The organism is Flavobacterium sp. (assembly GCF_052437795.1).
Classification (GTDB): Bacteria; Bacteroidota; Bacteroidia; order Flavobacteriales; family Flavobacteriaceae; genus Flavobacterium.
The window spans coordinates 526386-548767 of the sequence record NZ_JBQVPA010000002.1 but is presented as its reverse complement, the minus strand read 5'-3'; the positions used below and the strand labels follow the sequence as shown (position 1 = coordinate 548767).

17 protein-coding genes are annotated in these 22382 nt (G+C 46.4%); 5 read left to right on the top strand and 12 right to left on the bottom strand.

All coding sequences use genetic code 11. The annotated features are described in order from the left end of the window. Window positions 1-50 precede the first annotated feature (50 nt). The 3 genes from ACT6R0_RS09295 to ACT6R0_RS09285 are packed head-to-tail and all read left to right on the top strand — an operon-like array spanning window position 51 to window position 4078. Window positions 51-572, top strand: coding sequence for an RNA polymerase sigma factor (locus ACT6R0_RS09295; RefSeq protein WP_444652517.1), 522 nt, complete (start codon window positions 51-53; stop codon window positions 570-572). A 46-nt stretch (window positions 573-618) separates the two neighbouring features. Continuing rightward, window positions 619-1521, top strand: a complete 903-nt coding sequence (locus ACT6R0_RS09290; protein WP_444652518.1) for a FecR family protein — start codon at window positions 619-621, stop codon at window positions 1519-1521. Window positions 1522-1531: 10 nt separating this feature from the next. Continuing rightward, on the top strand, window positions 1532-4078 hold the full coding sequence (locus ACT6R0_RS09285; RefSeq protein ID WP_444652519.1) for a TonB-dependent receptor: 2547 nt from the start codon (window positions 1532-1534) through the stop codon (window positions 4076-4078). Window positions 4079-4135: 57 nt separating this feature from the next. Here the strand turns inward: ACT6R0_RS09285 and ACT6R0_RS09280 are convergent, their stop codons facing one another. The 5 genes from ACT6R0_RS09280 to argS all read right to left on the bottom strand — a co-directional run bounded on the left by ACT6R0_RS09280 (window position 4136) and on the right by argS (window position 12101). Further along, window positions 4136-5530, bottom strand: coding sequence for a peptide-N-glycosidase F-related protein (locus ACT6R0_RS09280; protein ID WP_444652520.1), 1395 nt, complete (start codon window positions 5528-5530; stop codon window positions 4136-4138). A 106-nt stretch (window positions 5531-5636) separates the two neighbouring features. Further along, window positions 5637-7307, bottom strand: a complete 1671-nt coding sequence (locus ACT6R0_RS09275) for an MBOAT family O-acyltransferase (protein WP_444652521.1) — start codon at window positions 7305-7307, stop codon at window positions 5637-5639. Further along, window positions 7307-8728: a LysM peptidoglycan-binding domain-containing protein gene (locus ACT6R0_RS09270; protein WP_444652522.1), complete on the bottom strand. Its 1422-nt coding sequence runs from the start codon at window positions 8726-8728 to the stop codon at window positions 7307-7309. Before ACT6R0_RS09270 ends, ACT6R0_RS09275 begins: the two co-directional genes overlap by 1 nt. After that, complete coding sequence (locus tag ACT6R0_RS09265; RefSeq protein WP_444653172.1) at window positions 8718-10214, bottom strand: hypothetical protein; 1497 nt, start codon at window positions 10212-10214, stop codon at window positions 8718-8720. The genes ACT6R0_RS09270 and ACT6R0_RS09265 overlap by 11 nt, the downstream gene beginning before the upstream one ends. Before the next feature lie 99 nt (window positions 10215-10313). Continuing rightward, window positions 10314-12101, bottom strand: coding sequence for an arginine--tRNA ligase (argS, locus tag ACT6R0_RS09260; protein ID WP_444652523.1), 1788 nt, complete (start codon window positions 12099-12101; stop codon window positions 10314-10316). A gap of 513 nt (window positions 12102-12614) precedes the next feature. Here argS and ACT6R0_RS09255 point away from each other — a divergent pair. Then, entirely contained in the window at window positions 12615-15029 is a 2415-nt protein-coding gene (locus tag ACT6R0_RS09255) for an outer membrane beta-barrel protein (protein WP_444652524.1), read from the top strand. Between the two features lie 376 nt (window positions 15030-15405). On the opposite strand, the gene ACT6R0_RS09250 is transcribed toward ACT6R0_RS09255, so the two are convergent. The 5 genes from ACT6R0_RS09250 to ACT6R0_RS09230 form a co-directional block, all read right to left on the bottom strand. Next, window positions 15406-15747 (bottom strand): hypothetical protein, encoded by a 342-nt coding sequence (locus ACT6R0_RS09250; RefSeq protein ID WP_444652525.1) that lies wholly within the window; start codon window positions 15745-15747, stop codon window positions 15406-15408. A 48-nt stretch (window positions 15748-15795) separates the two neighbouring features. Beyond that, window positions 15796-17190: an alpha/beta hydrolase family protein gene (locus ACT6R0_RS09245; protein ID WP_444652526.1), complete on the bottom strand. Its 1395-nt coding sequence runs from the start codon at window positions 17188-17190 to the stop codon at window positions 15796-15798. Window positions 17191-17274: 84 nt separating this feature from the next. Next, complete coding sequence (locus ACT6R0_RS09240) at window positions 17275-17550, bottom strand: DUF2805 domain-containing protein (RefSeq protein ID WP_444652527.1); 276 nt, start codon at window positions 17548-17550, stop codon at window positions 17275-17277. Window positions 17551-17799: 249 nt separating this feature from the next. Beyond that, a complete protein-coding gene (locus ACT6R0_RS09235) occupies window positions 17800-18159 on the bottom strand; it encodes a DoxX family protein (protein WP_444652528.1) in 360 nt (119 codons plus the stop codon). A gap of 27 nt (window positions 18160-18186) precedes the next feature. Beyond that, window positions 18187-19086 (bottom strand): EamA family transporter, encoded by a 900-nt coding sequence (locus tag ACT6R0_RS09230; protein ID WP_444652529.1) that lies wholly within the window; start codon window positions 19084-19086, stop codon window positions 18187-18189. A 125-nt stretch (window positions 19087-19211) separates the two neighbouring features. On the opposite strand from ACT6R0_RS09230, the gene ACT6R0_RS09225 reads away from it, so the two are divergent. Then, window positions 19212-19823 (top strand): murein L,D-transpeptidase catalytic domain-containing protein, encoded by a 612-nt coding sequence (locus tag ACT6R0_RS09225; RefSeq protein WP_444652530.1) that lies wholly within the window; start codon window positions 19212-19214, stop codon window positions 19821-19823. Window position 19824: 1 nt separating this feature from the next. Here ACT6R0_RS09225 and ACT6R0_RS09220 read toward each other — a convergent pair whose 3' ends face one another. Continuing rightward, window positions 19825-20991: a DUF1501 domain-containing protein gene (locus ACT6R0_RS09220; RefSeq protein ID WP_444652531.1), complete on the bottom strand. Its 1167-nt coding sequence runs from the start codon at window positions 20989-20991 to the stop codon at window positions 19825-19827. An 11-nt stretch (window positions 20992-21002) separates the two neighbouring features. Further along, window positions 21003-22379, bottom strand: a complete 1377-nt coding sequence (locus tag ACT6R0_RS09215; protein WP_444652532.1) for a DUF1800 domain-containing protein — start codon at window positions 22377-22379, stop codon at window positions 21003-21005. Window positions 22380-22382 lie beyond the last annotated feature (3 nt).

Sequence of the window (22382 nt, the reverse complement as noted above, 5' to 3'; positions counted from 1 at the left end):
GGGGTTATGCTTGTTTAGTTTTTGTAATTTAACAGCCATTAACCAGCCTAATGAAAAAGGACCCTATGACAGGCATTTGCGAAGAGCTTACTTTTTCCGGTTTTTTTAAAAGCCATGCAAAAACGCTACGTAATTATCTTTTCTATAAATTCGGCAATGAAGAGCAGGCAGAAGACGTGACCCAGGAAGCCTTTATAAAACTTTGGGAAAACTGTGCCAATGTACCACCCGAAAAGGCAAAATCATTTCTTTATACCGTTGCGAACAACACTTCACTTAATCACATAGCCCACCAAAAAGTGGTGCTTGATTATTCCAAAAAGGCCCCGGCATCGGTTTACGACACGCAAAGCCCCGAGTTCATAATGGAAGAAGAGCAGTTTAAGGTAAAGCTGCAAAACGCCATTGGCGGCCTCTCGGAAGCGCAGCGCAGCGCATTCCTGCTACACCGGATAGATGGGAAGAAATACCACGAGATCGCCGATATCCTGGGCATTAGCGTAAAGGCAGTAGAGAAAAGGATACATGGTGCGCTACAGCAATTAAGGAAAGATATTGATAACATAAGGTAGGGGATTTTGACTATCAGCTGTTATAGTAGTAATAAACAGGGATACAATGAAAGATGATGTGACATTAGCCAAATGGCTAAACGATGAAATGGATGCTCAGGAGCAGAAGGCTTTTGAAGCATCTCCCGAATTTGCGACATACAAAAGGATACGTGAATACTCAGCGCAGCTTACCGCGCCTGAGGCCGACATGGATGCCATGTACCGATCGATAAGCAGCAAAAAGAACAGTCCGCAGGAAATTAAAGTGCGCCAGCTGAACCCATGGCTGCCAAGAATAGCCGCAGTGCTTGTTATCCTGCTTGGCGGTACTTTCTTTTTATATACTACAAAAACCACTACCGAAGTGGCAGGCCTTGGCGAAAGGCGGGATTTCCTGCTTCCGGACAACTCTGAAGTAGTACTGAACTCCGGCTCAGAAGCAGAGTACAGGTCATGGAACTGGGACGGCAACAGGAAGATAGAGCTTGACGGCGAGGCATATTTTAAAGTAGCCAAAGGCGAAAAATTTGACGTGGTCACCGATATGGGTACCGTAACTGTTGTGGGTACGCAATTTAATGTAAAAGCACGCGGTGACCGCTTTGATGTAACCTGCTTTGAAGGCAAGGTCAAGGTGGCCGACGGGGATGAGTCGGTACTGCTTACACCGGGAAAAAGCGTTGCTTTTATAAAAGGGAAAATGACACAACTGCCTGCCGATGAAAATGCGGAGCCGGGATGGATCACTTATGAGACCACATTTGCGGCCGAACAGCTTCAAAATGTTATCAATGAAATGGAGCGCCAGTACAGGGTAGAGATAGAACTGAAGGCATCACTGCCGAACGGCGGAAAAGCCTACACGGGTACAATGCCTATGAACGACATGAAAACCGCCCTCGAAATAATCGAAACCCTATATGGCCTGAAAGCCGAAAAAGCAGGCAATAGGATCATACTAAGGTAAGGAGGACTGAATGAGGTTAAACATCCGGCATTTTTTGCTGTGTAGCTGCCTTTTTTTTTTCGGCGCCAATGTATTTGGCCAGGTCGAAAAGAACAGTGTTGAGCTTAAGAAAATACTGGAAGCCATCGCTCTTCAGCATAATGTAAAATTCAATTATACCGAGGAAGACATTTTTGGGCACAGCATTTTCCCGCCCCCTGCAACCTTACCGTTGAAGGCAAAATTGATCTACATATCCAACCGGACCAACCTCCTTTACAAGGAAACCGGAAATTACATCATCATATACAAAGGCACAAAGACTGACACAAAGAGGATATGTGCCTTTGTTACCGACGAATTTGGACAGCCGATCGACAATGCCGTCATACAATACGGCTATGGCAAAAAGATCGTTACGGGGTCCGATGGCTATTTTGAACTTCCAAAACCGATCACCGAGAACATAACAGTAGGCCAGATAGGCTTTCAGCAGCAGACGCTCCAACCTAAGGACGTCTCGGATAATGACGACTGCCGGCAGATCATTCTGGGCCTTGAGATCAACGAACTGGAAGAGGTAATAGCAGAACGTTACCTTACATCGGGTATCTCGAAAAAAAAGGACGGCAGCTTCAACATTCGCCCTGACAAGTTCGGTATCCTTCCCGGACTGATAGAACCTGATGTATTGCAGGCCATGCAGCAGCTGCCCGGCATCAACAGTATCGATGAGACCGTGTCCAATATCAATGTAAGGGGCGGCACACATGACCAGAACCTTTTTACCTGGAATGGCATACGCCTTTTCCAGACAGGTCATTTCTTCGGGCTCATTTCGGCCCTTAGCCCCAACCTCGCCCACCAGATAAAGATCTCCAAAAACGGTACATCAGCTTTTTATGGCGAAAGCGTTTCAAGTGCCGTAGACATTTCCTCCCGCCCGACAGACATTGGCAACAATGCCACAAGCCTGGGTGCCAACATGATCGGCATCGACTTCTATACAAAGGTAAAATCTAACGACAATACCAATTTTGAAATTTCGGCAAGACGGTCCTTCACCGATGTGCTGGACTTCCCTACCTATTCAAAGTATTCCAAAAGGATCTTCCAAAACACGATCGTAACACAGCTTGATAACAGCATAGATGTAAATTACAAAAGTGACAAGGAATTCTTTTTCTACGACTTTACCGGGCAATACCACCATAAAATAGGCGAGAAAGATGATATATATGTCGATGTGCTGGGCATAACCAACCAACTGGATTTTGCTCAGGGTACCATCACTGCGACCAACGTTGTTACCGAGGTGAGCAATCTCAACCAGCTTACCCTGGGAGCCACTGCCGCATGGCGCAGGAAGTGGAGCGACAACCACAGCAGTGAACTTGGCATGTATGGTTCCTATTATGATGTTGACGGTAAAAATGCCTCAATAGAATTTAACCAGGTGACAGAGCAGGAGAATGTTATACTCGATGCCGGTTTCCGGATAAGCGATTCCTATAGGTTCAGCCCGGCATTTAACCTTAAGAGCGGCTATCAGTATAATGAAATAGGCATTAAGAACAGTGATAAGGTAAACGAGCCGCAGTACAGCCGCAGCGTGAAGGAAGTACTCAGGACACATGCGCTGATAGGTGAAATGGAATTTGATACGGAAGACAGGAAAGTATACGCCAGGGCAGGCTTCCGCGGGAACTACATCGAGCAGTTCGCCATGCTTTATGCCGAGCCACGGCTTCAGGTATGCTATACTCCAAATGTGCTTTGGCAGATCGAATTCCTTGCCGAACAAAAAAGCCAGACCGCATCGCAGGTGGTAGAATTACAGGGTGATTTCCTGGGTATCGAAAAGCGCCGATGGATACTGGCCGATGACAAAGATATCCCCGTACAGCGCAGCCGGCAGGCATCGGTCGGCGTAACTTTTAAAGATAAAGGATGGCTGGTGTCGTTGGAGAATTTTTACAAAAGGGTAAATGGCATCACTACTTTAGGGCAGGCGTTCCAGGACCAGTTGGAACTGGTACAGGCCAGCGGAAGCTATACCGTTGTGGGGACTGAGTTCCTGGTGCAAAAGCAATTCAACAATTTTTATGCGTGGCTAAGCTATACCTGGAACGAGAACAACTACAGGTTTGGGGATATTGACCCCGGCAGGTTCCCGAGCAGCTTCGAGATACAGCATACCGTAAACAGCGCTGCGATATACGAGTGGCACCGAGTCAAGATCGCCCTTGGTTCCAAATGGTATACCGGAAAGCCTGTGACCCCACCGCTAAGCAAAACGGTAGCGAATATTGCTGATAATACTCCGGGAATTATCTATAATTACCCCAATTCTGATAACATTGCCAACTTTTTCCAGGTAAATTTCTCAGCATCGTATGCTTTTAACATTACCGAAAAAACGAAATTCCAGTTCGGGGTTTCCGTAATGAACATTTTTAATCGTAAAAATATCATTAATCAATATTACCGACTCAATAATGAGCAGGATGCCATTGAGCAGGTGAATACGTTCTCTATCGAAAGGACGCCGAACGCCTTTATAAAACTTACCTTTTAGGCAAAGAAAAAGCCTGTCACCGAAGCGACAGGCCGTTTTCATTCAATATATATAACCTTACTTTTTTACGATCTTTTTGGTCGCCGACACATTGTTGTCAAACAGTACCTTTACGATGTATACACCGCTTTCAAGCTGCGAAAGACTGATCTCGCCCGATGAACCTTTGGAAACCGTCTGCCCAAGCGTATTGGTCACTGTTACCGATCGTATCCCTTTACCCAGCGTTTCGATCGTAGCAACATCGTCCACCGGATTAGGATGGATACTGAATGAGCCGGATGTATGATCATCGGAACCAAGCACCTGCGATACGCTTTGAAGGAATACCGACATAGGGAAATAACCCTGCCCACCCGAAAACTGTGCATCGGGAACCTCGATCTTAAAGCTGTGCGGGCCTGCCGCAAGATCGCCAAGGTTTATAGTGCGTATTGGTATTTTATTACCCGGGCACCAGTTGTTCCAACTCCATGCCGCATTGGTATTTGGCCTCCATGACCATGTTCCGTTCGAATTGCATATGGCATAGATACAGTTGAACTGCGTGTTATAGGGACGGTATGGAACGCACGATAGCCCGCCGGGCTTGTAAAGGAGCACCTGTTCATCGTCAACATAAACATAGTGGTCCCTCCGTATGTATTCCTCGCCATTAGTATTAGAACCGTGGTTGGACGTGATAAGGTGGAGCTTAACATTTGGCATGTCCGTAGGCAGGGTAAAGTTAATCGTCTTTACCGTTTCGCCCAACACATCCGTTCCTTCAAGCGTATAGTTCTTCAATTCATATTTATATGCCAGCGGAAGCATAAAGTGATTGCCGTTGATGATATTGCTATCATAGCCGGATGAAAGATCCAGGCTGCCCATGTATACATCGTTCCTGCCTGCACAGCCGGGTATCTCTACCGCTGCGCCTCCCTGGCCCGGACCGCCCTGATAGCCATACACCTCAAGTTCTATCCAGATATTATATTCTGATGTTATGTTGGCATCATGAAAAATATCGGTCAGGTAGTTCACGTCATACACATAAGGTACAGCATCAGTACTGGTAACGTTCTTATCCATGAACGGCGTAATGAAACGCCCGATCTCGATACGTTTAATATTGGCATCGTTATATCCATAACTATCCTGCCCCACAGGCACCAACGTAAGGTTAACGTTGCCAATACGGTCGTAGTTATCGCAAAGCGGGTTCAGGGTAACTGTCATGGTAAGCGTATTGCCAAAAGAAGCAAGTTGCTCTGCCGTAAGCATTTTTGCATACGACCAGTTCTTCAGGCGGATGGCGCCTGCAGGTACAGGTTCGTTAACTGTCCCTTCATACATACCGTAGTAAACTGCCTGGTCAAATACGTTCAGGTTGTACGGAAATTGCGCCAATGCACTTGTAGAGGCGAGCATGGTAACGCAAAAGCAAAATAATAGTAATGTTCTCTTCATAAGCCATGTTGTGTTTAGGGACGTAATTTAAGTAAATTTTTAACTTTTAACCCTTTAGAAACACATTATGGTGTGAATAACACGAAATTACTGCAAAATGTTACATTTAAAACTGGAAGTAAATGAATGGCTGCGGCCCTGCAGATGCCGCCGCATATACCAACCAGTATACGAGTCCCAACAAAATACCCTTTACCACCAGCGGCGAACTGTCAAACGCTTTTTTCATGGCTACCGTAATACCATCAGGGAGGAAATGCCATACATAGCCAACGAGCATCAGGATGAACACATTCTTATAGCCCATTATGATGATCTCCCATTGTGCCGGATCGAAAGTTACATTACCGATGTTGTTTATAAGGTCGAGCGCTATCGAAAAATCTTTCGCACGGAAGAATATCCAGCAGAAAGCCACAAAATGGAATGTTAGCAATACCGAAACGAATGTCCATACACTACTCAGGGCCGTGGTTTTACCGTCTTTATTGGACGGGAAATAGTCGGCAAACAGTTTGTGTACCGCAAGCGCGATGCCGTGCAATGCCCCCCAGATGATGAAGCGAAGGCTGGCACCGTGCCATAATCCGCCCAAAAGCATGGTGGTAAGCAGGTTGACATTGGTATACATTGTCCGCTCTTTGTCTTTTCGCGCAAAAAGGAAAGTAAGCGTGAATACTACAAGAGCACCGATCGCGATGATGAGCGGTACAATGCTTGTTGACGAAAAGGTGATGCCCCAAACGATAAGCCCAAAGAAGAACAGCGCCGGGAACAGGAAGCCGCCGAAAGAACCGTGCCTGTTACCTCCTACCGAGATATAAAGGAAATCCTTTAGCCAGGTGGAAAGCGATATGTGCCACCTTCTCCAGAACTCTGTAATGGACGATGATTTATATGGTGTACGGAAGTTGGTTGGCAGCTTAAAGCCAAGCAGCAATGCCACCCCTATCGCCATGTCGCTGTAGCCGGAAAAGTCGCAGTATATCTGTATCGTGTACCCGTAAGCCGCCATGAGGTTCTCAAAAGCCGTATAGCTGTTGGGCGAATCGAATACACGGTCGACAAAGTTGATGGATATGTAATCGGAAATGACCGTCTTTTTAATAAGACCGCCAATGATGAGGAACAGTGCGTAGTTCACATCCGATTTGGTAAGCTGCAGCTTTGAATAGATCTGCGGCAGGAAGTCCTTCGCACGAACGATGGGCCCTGCCACCAACTGCGGGAAGAACGACACAAAGAACAGGTAGTCGATGTAGTTCTTAGCTGGGGTGATCTCCTTGCGGTAGATCTCTATGATGTAGCTTATGGATTGGAAGGTATAGAACGAAATACCCACAGGGAGCAGTACTTTATGGAACGTATAATTCCAACCGAAAAGCGCATTAGTACTTTCCAGCACAAAGGTAGTATATTTAAAGTACCCAAGGAACGTAAGGTTTACGATAACGCTGAACCATAGGTAAACCCGACGTTGTACTGTTCGCTGCTCCCTGTAGAGGAAATAGCTCAGGGTATAATCTACAACCGAAGACATAAGCAACAGCAGGAAATACACACCGCTGGAGTTGTAGTAGAAAAAAAGCGAGAACAGTATCGTATATACCAGTCGTACCCTAAAGGTATTGCGCAACAGGATGTAAATGGCATAGAACATCAGGAACAATCCAAGGAACCTTCCCGTATTGAAAAGCAACGGCGCCTCAGGGTCATAGATAAACCAATTTCCTATATCCTGCCATGTCAATTGCGGCAAAAAATCATTCAGCTGCATCAGTCCCTGTTGGTTTTAAAATTATCGTATGCGTTCAGCAATGCCTCAGTAAATAGTGTGCCCTGCTTTTCATATCCCGGTTTTGAATAGTGTACCTTATCCCCTGCCATCATCCCTTGTGCCGCATTTCGGTTCACCCCGAACAGCCCGCCCATTTGCGAGAACAGGTCCCATGAGGCGTAATTTTTGGCGGTTTCCTGCATCATTATCTCTTTGGCATAGCTCGCCACAAAGGTATTTGGGTATTTTCTTTTGAATTGTGATGGCGGCGGCGTCATGATGATCACGCATGCCTCCGGATCTTGTGCCCTTACATTCGCAATGAACAGGTTCATTTGGGCAATGTAATCAGCCGCGGCCATTTTATCGAACGACTCATTCGTACCCAGCGAAACCACGATCAGGTCGGGCTTCAGTGTGGGCAGCTGCTCAAAGAATAGTGGGTATTTATTGTAATCCGATGCTTTGGCACCATTTACCCCAATACTGTGGTAGATCAGGCCCGGCCCATCTTTCTCCAATACTACACCGCTCAAGGCATATTCTTTCCTGCTATTGTTGGGCAGCAGGTATATTTTAGAAAGCGCTTCATCACTATGGTAATAATTGCTTAGCGTATCAGCAGTTATAGGTAAAGGAATGAACTCCGAACGCTTTACCTCTTTCTTCTGCATCTGGTTGGTAGGTATCTTCAGTGTCCTGCCCGCACGTATATTATCCGATCTCAGGCTGTTCGCTTTCTTTAGCTGCGAAACGGTAATGCCATACTTGTCAGCAATGCTTCCCAGCACCTCGCCGCTTTTTATCTTGTGGGTGATCTTTTTGGGGACTGTTGATTCCAGCACGATCGTTTTAGAACTGGTAGCCACATCGAAAGATGAGGAGTTACCGGGCGTGATGATTTTTATAGTATTGAAATCATAGCTATTATCCCTCACATTCACTTCCACAACAAAATCCTCCCTCGTTTCCAGGGCAATACCACTAAGGCCCACTTCCATTCCCGTTTCGGGGGCATAAATATTGCGGCGGCTGTTCCACGACGCATTCGAACTGAAGGATACATAATGTCCTCCGTTGGTCTTTGCCAAACGGTGTGGGAACGTAAACCCTGCACCCGCATTACCAAAGCGTGCCTGCAATGTTTTTCGGATAATACCCGTCATGAGGTCGGCCTGTATGTGTGAGTCGCCTATGTGTACGATGTTCACCTTGCCCCCCTTTTCCTTCTCCAGGCTATACAGCTTTTCAAAGAACAGGTTGAGCGACGAGGTGTTGGTAATGATGTTATTGCCAACCACGACCTCAAAGGTATCCACGGCAATGCTGTCCATCACCACGGCAAGGGAGTCAACCTGCGCGGCAGACTTACCTCCCCACAGGAGAAAGCAAAATAGCAGTATAAACGGCTTATTGCGCATGGGTGGTATCTTTTTTACGGATGATGGTATCTTTCTTCACGACAGGTTTCTTCGCCGGTTCCGGTTTTGGCTTGTCTACCGGTACAGGGCGCGCCTGAACAGGCTTATTTGTTTTTGGTGTATCTATCGTGGTTTTTGGAACAGGTTTGGGCGCGACAGGTGTTTTAAAACCCCTCAGCCTCTTGTATTGCTCATAGCCGCCGTTGATCTGGTTCCAGATCAGGTCGGATATTTTTTTGGACCCACGGAAGTTGAAGTGCGTGTAATCTTTGTTGGCCAGCGCTGGTGCTTCCTCTTCTACCCATTTTACCATTGAGCCATCGCCGCCCATCAGCGTGTACAGGTTGACGTAAGAAGACTGTGTTTTTACCGCATAGCGTTTTTGTGCGACCGATAAAGGTGCCACTGCCGAGTCGGTTTTCATTTCGAGTCCGTACTTGGTCGATTTATCTGCCGTAGAAATGATGAGTATCGCCACCCCCGGGAAGCATTCCCTTAAATGCTCCACCACTTTCGACATGCGTTTTTCATACCATGTATAATTCAATGATCCGTAGTTCAGCACGTTGGTACCGTAATGTAATACGATAAGGTCGTACTCCAGCTTGTCATTGAATGCCTTCATCACACTGGTATTGAAAGAGCCTATCGGAAGACCTGAGTTGCCACGGTTGGAGAAGTTATCCACGTGTACGCCCCTGCCATCGTCAAAGTTGAAGCCATAGAACGGGATGGAATCGGCTGCTACGAAATTAGCTTTAAAGCCTTTTACGTCACCGGATACATTCAATGTGTTCACAAGGTTGACCGGGCTCAGTTTTTTATGCAGGGTATCCTTGCCTACAATTATATCAAGACGTGCTTTTGTATTGCCCGACCTGCCGTAGAACAGCGTTGGGTTGTTCAGCATCGTAAGGTTCCTTGAATTATTTGCTTTGTAACGCACCCATACCGGGTTGATGGTATCGTGCTTAACGAAGAATACATGCCCGTTCACACCGAACGGACTGCGCGGGGACTTTACGTTAAGATAGGATTGTGTTTTCCAGTTGGTCGAGAATTGGTGCGTAAGCGTACTGCGTGACGGTGCAGATTCTGATGTGATGTTGACAAAGCCTACACCCTCACCGCCAAAGCGTTCCTGCAGGCTCTCACGGAAGTCTTTCACTATCATATCGCCATCGGTCATGGAGTCGCCAAAATAGGCGATGCGTACCTTGCCCTGCTGTTTGGTTTCCAGCTGCAGCAGCTTTTCGTAAAAGTTCACTAAATGCTGGTAGCCTTTATAATCTTCAAAGGTTTCTGATGGGAACTTTATGCCATTCACCGCCTCAAATACGATCTTTTTGTTGCTAAGGGTATCTTTTTCCATTGCGCCGCCATCAGCCTCAACAGCTTCAAGCATCAGGCTGTCTACCACCACGTTTTTGGTGGAAGCAGTTTCGGTAAATATCTTTTCGGGCAGGAAAGACCTGAATACCAGCATAGCCACAATGGAGATGGCCACAATGGCAAATGACTGGAAAAAATAAGGCTTATCCTTCGGGTTCGGGGTATTCTCTTTCACAAAAGCCAGTTTTTAAAATTACATGCGCTCCGGCACGCCGATCCCCAGCAGGCCGAATGCCGATCTAATGGTTTCGCCCACTTTTTTAGAAAGCTGTATACGGAAGATCCTTTCGTTCTCTACCTCACTGCCCAGCACCGGAACGCTTTGGTAGAACGAGTTGTACTCTTTCACAAGGTCATACGTATAGTTCGCAATGAGCGCCGGACTGTGCCCTTCGGCGGCAGCCTGGATGATCTCCGGGTATTGTGCCACCATTTTCAGCAGCTCTTTTTCTTTTTCGTGGAGGTTGATATCTTCTACGGCAAGCGTTACCGAGAAATCGAACTCAGCTTTGCGCACCAGCGACTGGATCCTGGCGTAGGTATATTGTATGAACGGCCCTGTGTTGCCTGCAAAGTCTACCGACTCTTCAGGATTGAACAGGATACGTTTTTTAGGGTCTACTTTAAGGATGTAATATTTCAACGCGCCAAGGCCAATGATGCGGTGGAGGCGGGTCTTTTCTTCATCAGAGTAGCCTTCAAGCTTGCCCAGTTCTTCTGATATGTTCTTAGCGGTCGACACCATTTCGTCCATCAGGTCGTCAGCATCTACCACGGTACCCTCACGGCTTTTCATTTTGCCGGAAGGAAGGTCGACCATGCCATACGACAAATGGTAGAGGTTCGCTGCCCAGTCGAAGCCCAGCTTTTTCAGGATAAGGAACAGCACCTTGAAGTGGTAGTCCTGCTCGTTGCCCACGGTATAGACCATTCCGCCCACATCGGGAAAATCCTTTACCCGTTGTATGGCAGTGCCAATGTCCTGGGTCATGTATACGGATGTACCGTCGCGGCGCAGCACCAGCTTTTCGTCAAGTCCGTCCGGGGTAAGGTCGATCCACACCGAGCCGTCCTCTTTTTTATAGAATACGCCTTTTTCAAGGCCATCGGCAACAACATCTTTCCCTAAAAGGTAGGTGTTGCTTTCATAGTAGTTCTTATCGAAATCGACACCAATGTTTTTAAACGATGCCTCAAAGCCTTCGTACACCCAGCCGTTCATTTTGTTCCAAAGGGCAACAACGGCGTCATCACCGGCTTCCCATTTCAGGAGCATGGCATGAGCTTCTTTGAGAATTGACGCATTTTTCTTTGCATCTTCTTCTGTTTGGCCTTCGTTTATGAGCGTTTCAATTTCTCTCTTGTATACTTTATCAAACTCCACATAATAATTCCCAACCAGCTTATCGCCTTTTACGCCTGCACTGTCCGGGGTCTCCCCGTGTCCGAATTTCTCATACGCCAGCATTGACTTGCAAATGTGGATGCCCCTGTCATTGATCACCTGGGTCTTGTATACCTTTTTGCCCGATGCCTCGATGATGTTCGCCACCGAATAGCCCAGCAGCACATTACGAACGTGGCCCAAATGCAGCGGCTTGTTGGTGTTTGGCGAAGCATATTCTACCATCACGGCCTTACCGCCTTCAACAGGCTTTTGCGTACCGAAGTTTTCATCGCCCTTGATGCTGTTGAAGAAGTTGATATAGAAAGTATCGGAAATTACAAGGTTGAGGAACCCGCCACCGGCTACGTTGAATTTTTCCACCTCATCAGTATTGTCAACAAGGTACTGACCAATGGCATTGCCAAGTGCGTTGGGGTTGCTTTTTACCAGCTTTAAAAGCGGAAAAATAACCATGGTGATATCGCCCTCGAATTCCCTTCGGGTCGCCTGCAGTTCTATCTTTTCAACAGAAATACCGAACAAAGCTTCTACCGCTTTTTGTATGTGTGGGACAAGGATTTGTGACAACGCCATTTTACAATTATTTTTAAGCGTGCAAAGATAATTATTTAAGCAACGTACTGAGGGGAAAAAACTTAAATAATAGGTAAAATTTAGAAGTCATAAAGTCGCAAAGTCATAATGTCATAAAGTTTGGAAATGTAATGCATAAAACCTGTTCGGATAATCAGGAGAACTTGTCAAAGCTGTTTCTCAAAGCTCATATAATCTAAAAAAACATATATACCATGTCCTTAACTCAAATTCCCCACACTTGTGACAAAGAACCAACAACTTTCGACTTTATGACTTTAAAACTTTATGATCCTGCAACTTTATGACCTTATGACCTTGCGACTTTCGACCTCAATAACTTTTTTCAAACTTTTTTGTAACAAAACCGTGCCTTTGCTGTCTTATGGGTATATGCATAGGTTCGCGACATTAAAAGATCATTAATTTATGCATTAAAAGGTACTTTGTATTGCATATTAGTTTTAAAGCTGTACATTTGCCCCATCATCAATCATCAATCAAAATACGAACATGAATTTCAAGTTCCTGCTTGTCCTCCTTTTTGGAGGCATCATGACCCTGCACGCACAAAACCCGGGAAGCGTTTCCGGAAAAGTGATCGACTCCAACACAAAGGAAACACTTCCCTATGTAAGCATCTCCGTTAAAGAAGGCGATGCCTTGATCTCAGGCGGCATTACCGACGACAATGGAAATTTCTCCGTAAAAAACCTGCCTCTTAAAAGCTATACTGTAGAGATCCTTTTCATGGGGTATAAAGCACAGCACATCACGGCGAACCTTTCTGCCGACACTAAAACGATAGACCTTGGCACCATAACCATGGCAGAAGAAGCCACCCAGCTTAATGAAGTTGAGATAGTAAAGGAAGTATCGACCATAGAGCAAAAGATCGACCGTAAAGTAATTACCGTAGGCCGCGACCTTACCACGGCAGGCGGTACCGCATCGGAGATAATGAACAACATCCCATCGGTGAACGTAGATCAGGACGGCAAGATCTCCTTGCGCGGCAACCAGAATGTAAGGGTGCTCGTAGACGGCAGGCCGACTAATATTGACCCTGCGCAATTGCTGAAACAGATACCATCTACCTCCATCAAAAAGATAGAACTGATCACCAACCCAAGCGCAAAGTACAATCCTGAGGGAATGAGCGGAATAATCAACATTATTCTCCACAAGAACGCGAACGATGGCTTTAACGGCAACTTCAACGCAGGCGTGACTTTTGGTGAAACACCCAAGTTCAATAACTCGCTCGATATGAACTACCGCACCGGGAAAGTGAACTTCTTCGGTAATATAGGCAGCAACTTTGGCAAGTATTTCAACAATGGCCACGTGCAGCGCCACGATATTTTTTCTAACCAACTGGTAGATGTGGTGAACGATAATGAGGGCGTATTAGGGAAAATAGGAATGGATTATTACATCAATGATAACAATACCCTTTCGTTCTATACCAACCAGAATTATTTTACAGGCGATGCCACCATTGGCACCGACATACTCTACGGACCCGGAACGGGACTGGAGAATATCTCGCAGCATTCGGCACTGGATAGCGAGAACAAGAATAATTCGTACAACATTGCCTTTAAACACAAATTCGCGAAAGAAGGCCACACGCTGGACTTCGAGGCCAACTATAACGACTCCCGCAGCACACAGGATGTGGATTATCGCACAACTACAGGTTCGGAAGCGCCGGTACTTTACGCTGACCGCCTGATCGACGACCGTACCAATGTTACCGCCAATCTTGACTATGTGAACCCGCTTACGGAAAGATCTACATTGGAACTGGGTGCCGAAGCAAGGGTAATACGTACTGATAATGTATACAATACCACCAACCCTAATGTGACCAACCCTAACCTGATGGATTCAGGGTACACGTATGATGTAGATATCTATTCGGCTTATGCCACCTTTGGGCAAAAGTTCGAGAAATTCAGCTACCAGCTGGGCGCGCGCTTCGAAAGCTACCAGGTGAACAATAATTTTAATAACGGGCAGGCAGTATTCAAGGACGATTACTTTACGGTATATCCTTCGGCCTACCTTACCTATACCCCAAGCGTGAGCAATATGTACCAACTGAGCTTTAGCCGCAGGGTAGACAGGCCAAGTATCGAGCAGACAAAACCTGTAAGGGAATTCTCCACACCGTTGCTTACATCACTGGGTAACCCGGAACTTTTACCACAGTTCACGCAGTCGGTAGAACTGAATTACACCCGTATGTTCGGGCAGGGTTCTTCCATCACGGGGGGTGTGTACTACAGGTTCATTAATGATGAGATCAACAGGATCTTCTACCCGGATGAGTCGACCACCAACACCCAGGACCAGATCATGAGCTTTGGCAACTTCGACAAGAACAGCGCCTACGGGTTCGAACTTTCGGCCAACTATAAGATATTCAAATGGTGGGACATCCAGCCCGCCATCGACTTCTCAAGCATTTCTCAAAGGGGAACGGTATCAGTACTTGAGCCGGGCTCTGATGATGATTATGAATTGGTAGATCGCCAGGTAGATGTAAATGCGTTCAATGCAAGGCTTAACAGTAACTTCAGGGTCAACCCGCGCCTTAGCTTCCTGTTGTTCGGATTTTACAGGGGCGCCGTGAATGGCGTACAGAACGAAAGCAAGGATATGTACAAGATCGACAGTGGCGCGCGCTATACGCTGCTTAATAATAAAATGTCGCTTAGCCTTCGCTTTAATGACATGTTCAACATGATGCGCTACGGCTTCAGTGCTGCCAACCCTTTCCCGCAAAGCGGCGAGTTCCGTTGGGAGAGCCGCACGGTATACTTCGGGCTTAACTATATGTTCGGCGCCGGAAAGAGCAGGGCCATGCAGCGCAAGCAACGTGACGACAATACCAAGCAAAGCAGTGGCGGCATGTTCTAAAAAAGAATAATTATTTTCATATATAATTAGGTTTAGTAGTTAGTTAAACCCCGGATAGTTGCGGATCCGGGGTTTTTTGCGTCCTCTCCCCAGCCCTCTCCAAAGGAGAGGGAGGCGGAATGTGCTTACTCTTCCTCAAAAGACCTCACCGAAGGAGAGGGGAGCGAGGGATGTGCTTAATCAGGTGTCATTGTTACTGGTTTTTTGGAGCGAAAGGCTGGGACTTTTTTTGCGGGCCATGTTCCTGCCCTCCGCTGTATCCCTCCTGCGTCGGGGATGCCGCTGCGGTCGGGGGGCTAAATGGGAAAGTTTGAGTGTGTTTGGAGTGTTGTGGGGTTCTTGACTTTGAGGTAATGAAAAGGTTCAGGCGACAGAATTACCACACATAATAATCACGATTATCTAATTCTATTTTGTTACCTGCACGATAGATAAACATCTTAATATCTCCTGAAAATTTTACAATCGAGTCACCAACATTTATTTTATCATAAATGTTACCGATAAAGGAAAGTTCCCTTCCATCTTTTAATATTACAGTAGGCGTTGCATGATTAGATTTATCAATATATTTTTTTATCACAATACCGTTGTAACTCTCTTTGGTTACTTCTTCCTTAACATAATTCCTAGTTTTTTCCTGAGTCGGCATTAGAAATACTAAAAAGAACAATCCGAGAAATACCATTGAAATGTTTCTGATTAATCTAAAATCCATAATTATGCTTATTGAGATAATGTAACACTCTAAATCCCGGATTTCAGTCTACCTCACCACCTTCAATACCCAATCCGTTATTTCTTTCATTGCCACAGGCGAGAATGTCTGCTCCAATTCACCATACTCAGTTGGAGAGCCGGTCTTGCTTTCCTGGAACAGGTGGTTGAGGCCGGGCAGCACTTTAGTGGTCACTTTTTTGTTGCCGCTCCTTTCGGCTGAACGCTTTATAGCATCGAGGTTGGCTGTAGATGCTACCTGCAGGTCCTTATCGCCATTAATGGCCAGTACAGGGCATTGTACCTTATCCAGCACCGGCGCCGGGTTGTATCGGATGAAGTTGCTGTACCATGCCGAGGCCATTTCGACCACCTGCATGTCTACATACTGTGCCGCCTGGTCTTTCGGGATGCCTTTGGATATGAATATCGGCTTGAGCTGCTGGTCGAAGATGGTTTGCAGCTTTGCCCGTAGCGGGTTGGGCTCCATTTCGGTTTTTATGGCATCATAGATCTGTCGGTTGATGGCGCCAAGCTTTGTGAGTTCTTCCTCCGGCATGCCGTTGGCCTTGCCCATCATATAATTTTGCAGCAGCATTAGCTCGTCGCCCGGTATGGCGCTTCCTGCCATCAGGACAATAAAGGCAACATCAGGGTTTTTAGACGCTACTATGGGTGCGATCAGTCCGCCCTCGCTGTGCCCGGCAATGCCTATCTTATTCTTTTTTATTTCTGGCCTCGTTCTCAGGTACCGGAAAGCCGATTCGGCATCGGACGCAAAATCTTCGGTTGTAGCGGTAGAGAATTTCCCCTCAGATGCCCCCACTCCCCTGTCGTCATAGCGCAGTACCGCAATGCCCGCACGTGTCAGGTGGTCGGCAAGTACTAAGAACGGCTTGTGCCCAAGCATTTCCTCATCGCGGTTTTGCGGCCCGCTGCCGGTCACCAGTATCACTGCTGGGTAAATTCCTGCCTTCTTGGGCAAGGTCAGCGTACCTGCGAGCAGACTGCCTTTTTCGTTTTTAAAGGTTACATCCTCGCTATGATAAGGGTAAGGCTTTACGGGTTCCTGCGGCCTTGCCTTCGCTTTTATCTTTACCTCTTCCCTGCCCAGGTCCAGCGGAAGGTCATTGCGGCTTTGCGTAAAAGTCCCTTTAAAGACATTATTTTCGAGTGTGCCCCTGTAGTGGATATCGGCATCCGGCAGTGCAAAGGCAAGTATCCCGTTCTCGTAAAGCACTGATGTTACGAGCAATGCTTTCGGGCTTTGCTCCGGCACGAGCATGGTAGCTGTATAGCCGCCGCCCTCCACATTTTCGATGGTAACGGTTATGCGCAGCTGACCGCCGGGAAAAGTGAGCAACCCGTGCCATGGGCCGGATATATCCTGGGCAAAAAGGGCTGTAGAAACTAAAAAGAGTAATAATGCAAAGGCTTTTTTCATCAAAAATAAATTTTGCTAAAGATAGCCAAGATCGATTATTCCCAACCGTTAAAAAATAAAAAACTCCCTCGGGGGAGCTACGGTTCAAAACTTATTCCGGATGTAATACCTGGAGTCCAGTTCGTCATCCTGTATGATATTGAATTGCGTTATCGGCTTTGGCTTTTTGGCCGCGACCTTTTTCTTCCAGCTTTCAAAATCATCCGCAGGTAATTGTTTTCGCATAATTTCGGTCACTTCCTTTTCAGCCAGGCCAAATATTTTTTTGATCTCATCGAAAGGTTTCCTTTCTTCCCGGGCAAGCGTTATGATCCTCAGTACCGCTTCCCTGTCCAGCTCCGGACGGCTGCTCTTTTTCATCAGTAGAAAAATTAAAATCAGGTAATTAAGTAATTGTTCACGATTCGTTAACCAATATTACTAAAAAAATTAATTCATCTTCAAAAACCAATGTTATTTTTTTCCTTTTTGAGAAGTTGGAATTTTTGTACTATCCAAACCACCATTATTTTGAAGGTCCTTCAGCAGTATTGCATTTATCCTTTTAAAGAACAAAAGCAAGATAAACTTTCAACTGCAATAAACAGTAAGCTAATTCTTATGATAGTTTTAAAATTTTGTATACAGCCATGCCCAATACAGCAGTAGCAACTGTAATGGTAACCTTATGAATAATACCCATTTGGGAACACCCATACCTGCTTTTTCATTGATATACATATAAACATTGGCCGGAAAGATCGCTATGAGCAACGCAATTATGCCCCATGCGGCAAAGGATGCATATTCCGGGATGCAAATGAGGATACCTAAAATGATCTCGGCTGCACCGCTAATGTAATTGAGGGTTTTAGGACTGGGGAAAGCAGGCGGTATCATGCGTGCATACACACGCGGCACCCTGAAATGATTGAGGCCGGCAAGGATATACAACGATGCCATTAAGTAAAGATGCCAGGGTAAAGCCATAAGTGCGTTTTACCCAAAGATAGCAAATTATTTTCGGGAAGGCAGCTTTACGTTCATCAGTACGATGGCCCCCAGGATCATGGCAATGCCTGTCCATTGCAAAAGGCTAACCTTTTCCTGGAGTACTATAAAGGCCATCATTACCGATACCGGAAGCTCCATTGAAGCAACAATGCTGCCCAGCCCTAACCCTGCATGCGGGAAGCCGGCATTGAGCAATATCGGTGGTATGATGGTGCCAAACAGCGCCAATATCAATCCCCACGTCAGGAAGATCTCAAAATTAAAGCTGCCGGTCCAGGTGTAGGCTGTAAACGCCAGCACCACTACCCCGCCGCCAAACAGCATGAAAAGGCTTCGCTGTGCCGACGATACATGGGTGGCTATGGTATTGCTCGTGAACATGGTGGCGGTAAACGATGCCGCAGCCAGCAAACCGAACGATACACCAGTAATATTAAGGGCGTTGATATTGCTTATAAGATTAGCCGCCAATACCGTTCCCGCCAACACGATCGCCACGGCGAACAGCTTTTTGGCCGATGGTACCTCTTTAGCAATGATCGATTCTAAAAATACGCTCATCCAGACCGTTTGCATGAGCAGTACGATACAGATAGAGACAGGTATGCCAAAGTATACTGCCAGGTAATAGAACACGCTGGTAAAGCCCATGGAGGTCCCCGCTATCATAAGCTTCGACCTTTCATTGGCAGATGCCCTGACCACCTCATCTTTTTTCTTTGCTTTTTGGAACATATTTATGAGGAGCATTCCGAGTATGCCCAAGAACATTTGCGAGGCGGTAACCTCAGCAGTTGTATACCCTTTGTCATAGGCGAGCTTTACAAATGTGGCCAGCATGCCATAGCTCGAGGCACCAAGGCCTACCAATATCACTCCCTTTAATACATTTCTTTGTTCCATCTCCCAAAATTTAAAAGCGGGCAAAGATATTACTTAGATTTAATTGGGGCGTTAAATTGCGGTATTCTTTTTCGGAAATACTAAACTGTGCGTTATGTAGTTATAATGTAATACCATACCTGACTATGACCCGCATTATCACCATTCTCCTTTTGGGGCTGATGAGCTGCATCGGCACACCTGATGCAGATACCACCAAAAGCCGTAAAGAACCGAAAGACTACACCTCAAAGCATTCCGAAGCACTGGCCTTTTGTAAAAAGGAAAAATTTTGCGAAGACTATTATTTTCTTGTAGACATGAGCATCCACTCCGGCAGGAATAGGTTTTTTGTATACAACTTCAACCAAAAGAAGATAACCGACTCCAATGTTACGACCCATGGCAGCTGCGACATCCATGAGGATAATGATACGAAATGGGAAAAGGCAAAATACAGTAATGCCGACGGGAGCCATTGCACCGCACTTGGTAAATATAAGATAGGCAAGCGCGACTACAGTTCCTGGGGCATAAAGGTAAAGTACTGGATGCACGGGCTTGAGAGGTCTAACAGCAATGCCGTAGCCCGCGTTGTGGTACTGCACTCCTGGACGGCCGTGCCCGACATGGAGGTATATCCCGACTATGCGCCACTAAGCTGGGGATGCCCCGCAGTATCGGACAATTTTATGAGAAAGCTTGACGAAAAGCTCAAAAAAAAATCGAAGCCTGTGCTGCTCTGGATCATCGAATAAACTAAAACAAACCTTTCAGCGGCTGGTTATTTATGCCTATCAGCGCAGGGTTAAAGCTGAACTTATCCTTAAGCAGGCTTGCGTACACGCTCCTGAAGTCGATGGTATGTTTCACGTCACCATTGTCAAGGTCGGCCAGGTTGGGATTGCCTCCCAGCAGCTTTCCTTTAGTGCCCCCACCAATAATAAACATGGGTGCGGCTTTGCCATGATCGGTACCTGTACCATTATCAGCAACGCGCCTGCCAAATTCCGAGAACACCACTACGGTTACCTCATCCAGCTTTTTGGCAGCTTTTATGTCCTTATAAAAGGAATATACTGCATCGTTAAGAATAGAAAGTTTAGACGAGTGGGCAAGCAACTGGTTCTGGTGGGTATCGAACCCCGTAAGGGACGTGTAATATATTTTTGAATTCAGCCCTCCCTTTATCAGTTTGGCTATCCATTCCATATTTTTACCCAGTTCCGACTTTGGATAAGTTGTTTCAGATGCCGTTGCATTATTCAATGCCCGCTGCACTTCGGACGAACCTTCGGATATCGACCCGGCGATCTTCCTTACAAAATCGAGCTGCGGATTATCGGACAGCTTTAAAGTGCTATCCTGCTCTTTAGTATTCAGGTTGTTGCGGTAGGTCAGGGTCATGCTATTGGGCTCAATGCCCCTTAAGGCAAGGTTATCGATCTTATCTGCGTTTATTGCCGCGGTTGGATGATGGTCTTTATAATGATGATCAAGAAAACGCCCGAGCCATCCTTCGGTAAGATATTCGTTCGATGCTGAGGCCGTTTGCCATATCTCCTGCCCCCTGAAATGCGAAAGCACAGGCTCGGGGTACCCTACATTTTGGGCTACCGACATATTACCCTGCTGAAGTATTTCTGCAAAGCCTTTCATGGCGGGGTGAAAAGCCATACCTTCTCCTGCCGCCGCCACATCATTCGACGAAAGGGCTATATTGGGGCGCAAACGCCGGTACATTTCGTCTTTATAGGGTATGAACGTGTTCAACCCATCATTACCGCCACTAAGCTGAATGAATACCAGGGAGCTATCGCCCTTGGCAAGGTTATCCTGCATCCCGAAAGAATACAGAAAATCGGGAACTACCAAAAGCCCGCCCGTAAAGGTACCTGTAAGCTTAAAAAAGTTTCTCCTGTTCATAACTCCTGTTTTTATATGAGTTGGAATTCGGGTGTCCTGATCATAAAGTTCAGCAGGCGCATTACACCATTCTCTGCCCCTTTTGCCTTTGGGTCAAAATCGTGCCTGAGCATATTTTCAAGATCTGCCTGCAAGCTGCTGTCAACATTGAACAGCAACCTGTTAGAGAGGTCGGCAATAATGGACTTGTTGTTGCCGTTCCTGTCCCAGGCGGGGTTTACCGTAAGCTTTTCAAGTGCATCGCTCCCCTCCTGTGCAAATATCTTTACACGCCTGCTGTTCACCACCTTGGTACACAGCAGATCGGCCAGGTTTTGCCGCTGCGAGTATATTTGGGGGGAAAGCCAGTAATTACCGCCATTCCAGCCCTTGACATTGGCTTGGTTAAAAAGGTCCATACCCTGTATCTTTGCGAACTGGGCCACCATCCTGCTGCTGATAGGCCTGGCATCGAATTCATGGAGAAGCTGCAGGATGAAGGATAATGGATCTTTGATCTTTGAACCCGCAGTGACCTTGCCAAATTCTTCCGTGAACATCTTCATCAGGAAGGGCTGTATCTCAAAATCTTTTTCCCGCAAAAGATCGCCGTAGTATGTGACCAGCTTTTCAGGCGGATCATCATAAATGAACCATTTCAACAGCTTACGGGTAATATGGTAAGGGGTATTCTTCTGTTTAAAAATGATATCAACCATGTCATCGGCCTTAAATTTCCCTTTTTTCCCAAAATAAACAATGGGTTCGTCATTTTCTTTGGAACGCCTGTACACTGCCCCGTCATCGCCTACAGTAAGCCCTGCAAGGCCCATGGCGCCATTTTTTATATCCTGCTCGGTATAGTTGCCAATGCCCAATGTAAAAAGCTCCAGAAGCTCCCTGCTCAGGTTTTCATTGAATTTCCCTTTTACATTACTGTTATTATCAAGGTAACGGACAAGCATATTGGTGCGAAGCATGATTTTTGTCAGTTCCCTGAAGTTGCCAAATGCATTTTCGCGCAATGCCATGTTATGGTCCAGCAACCAATAATTAACGCTCACTTTATTGAAAGCAGCCACATAATGGTTGTGCCAGAACAGCGTCATTTTTTCACGCAGCGGTAACTCCTGGCCCCGCATTCTGTCTATCCACCATGCCTTTAGCGCAAGGTTGCCCTCATCGCGTATTACCCTTGCCTCCCTCCTGCCTTCATCTCCGGTAAACTTTCGGTTCATTTCGCTCACTTCCGCAGGTGTTTTGGGCCAGCCTTTTGTAAAGTCGGGCATGGAAACGCGAGGCTTCGCGAACGAATCCTTCAAGTAACGCTCCAGGCCGTTCTTTTTTATCCTTTCGGCCTGTTTGCTGCTAAACCCCAACCGTAGCGACCAAAGTACGTACGCATCCATAAG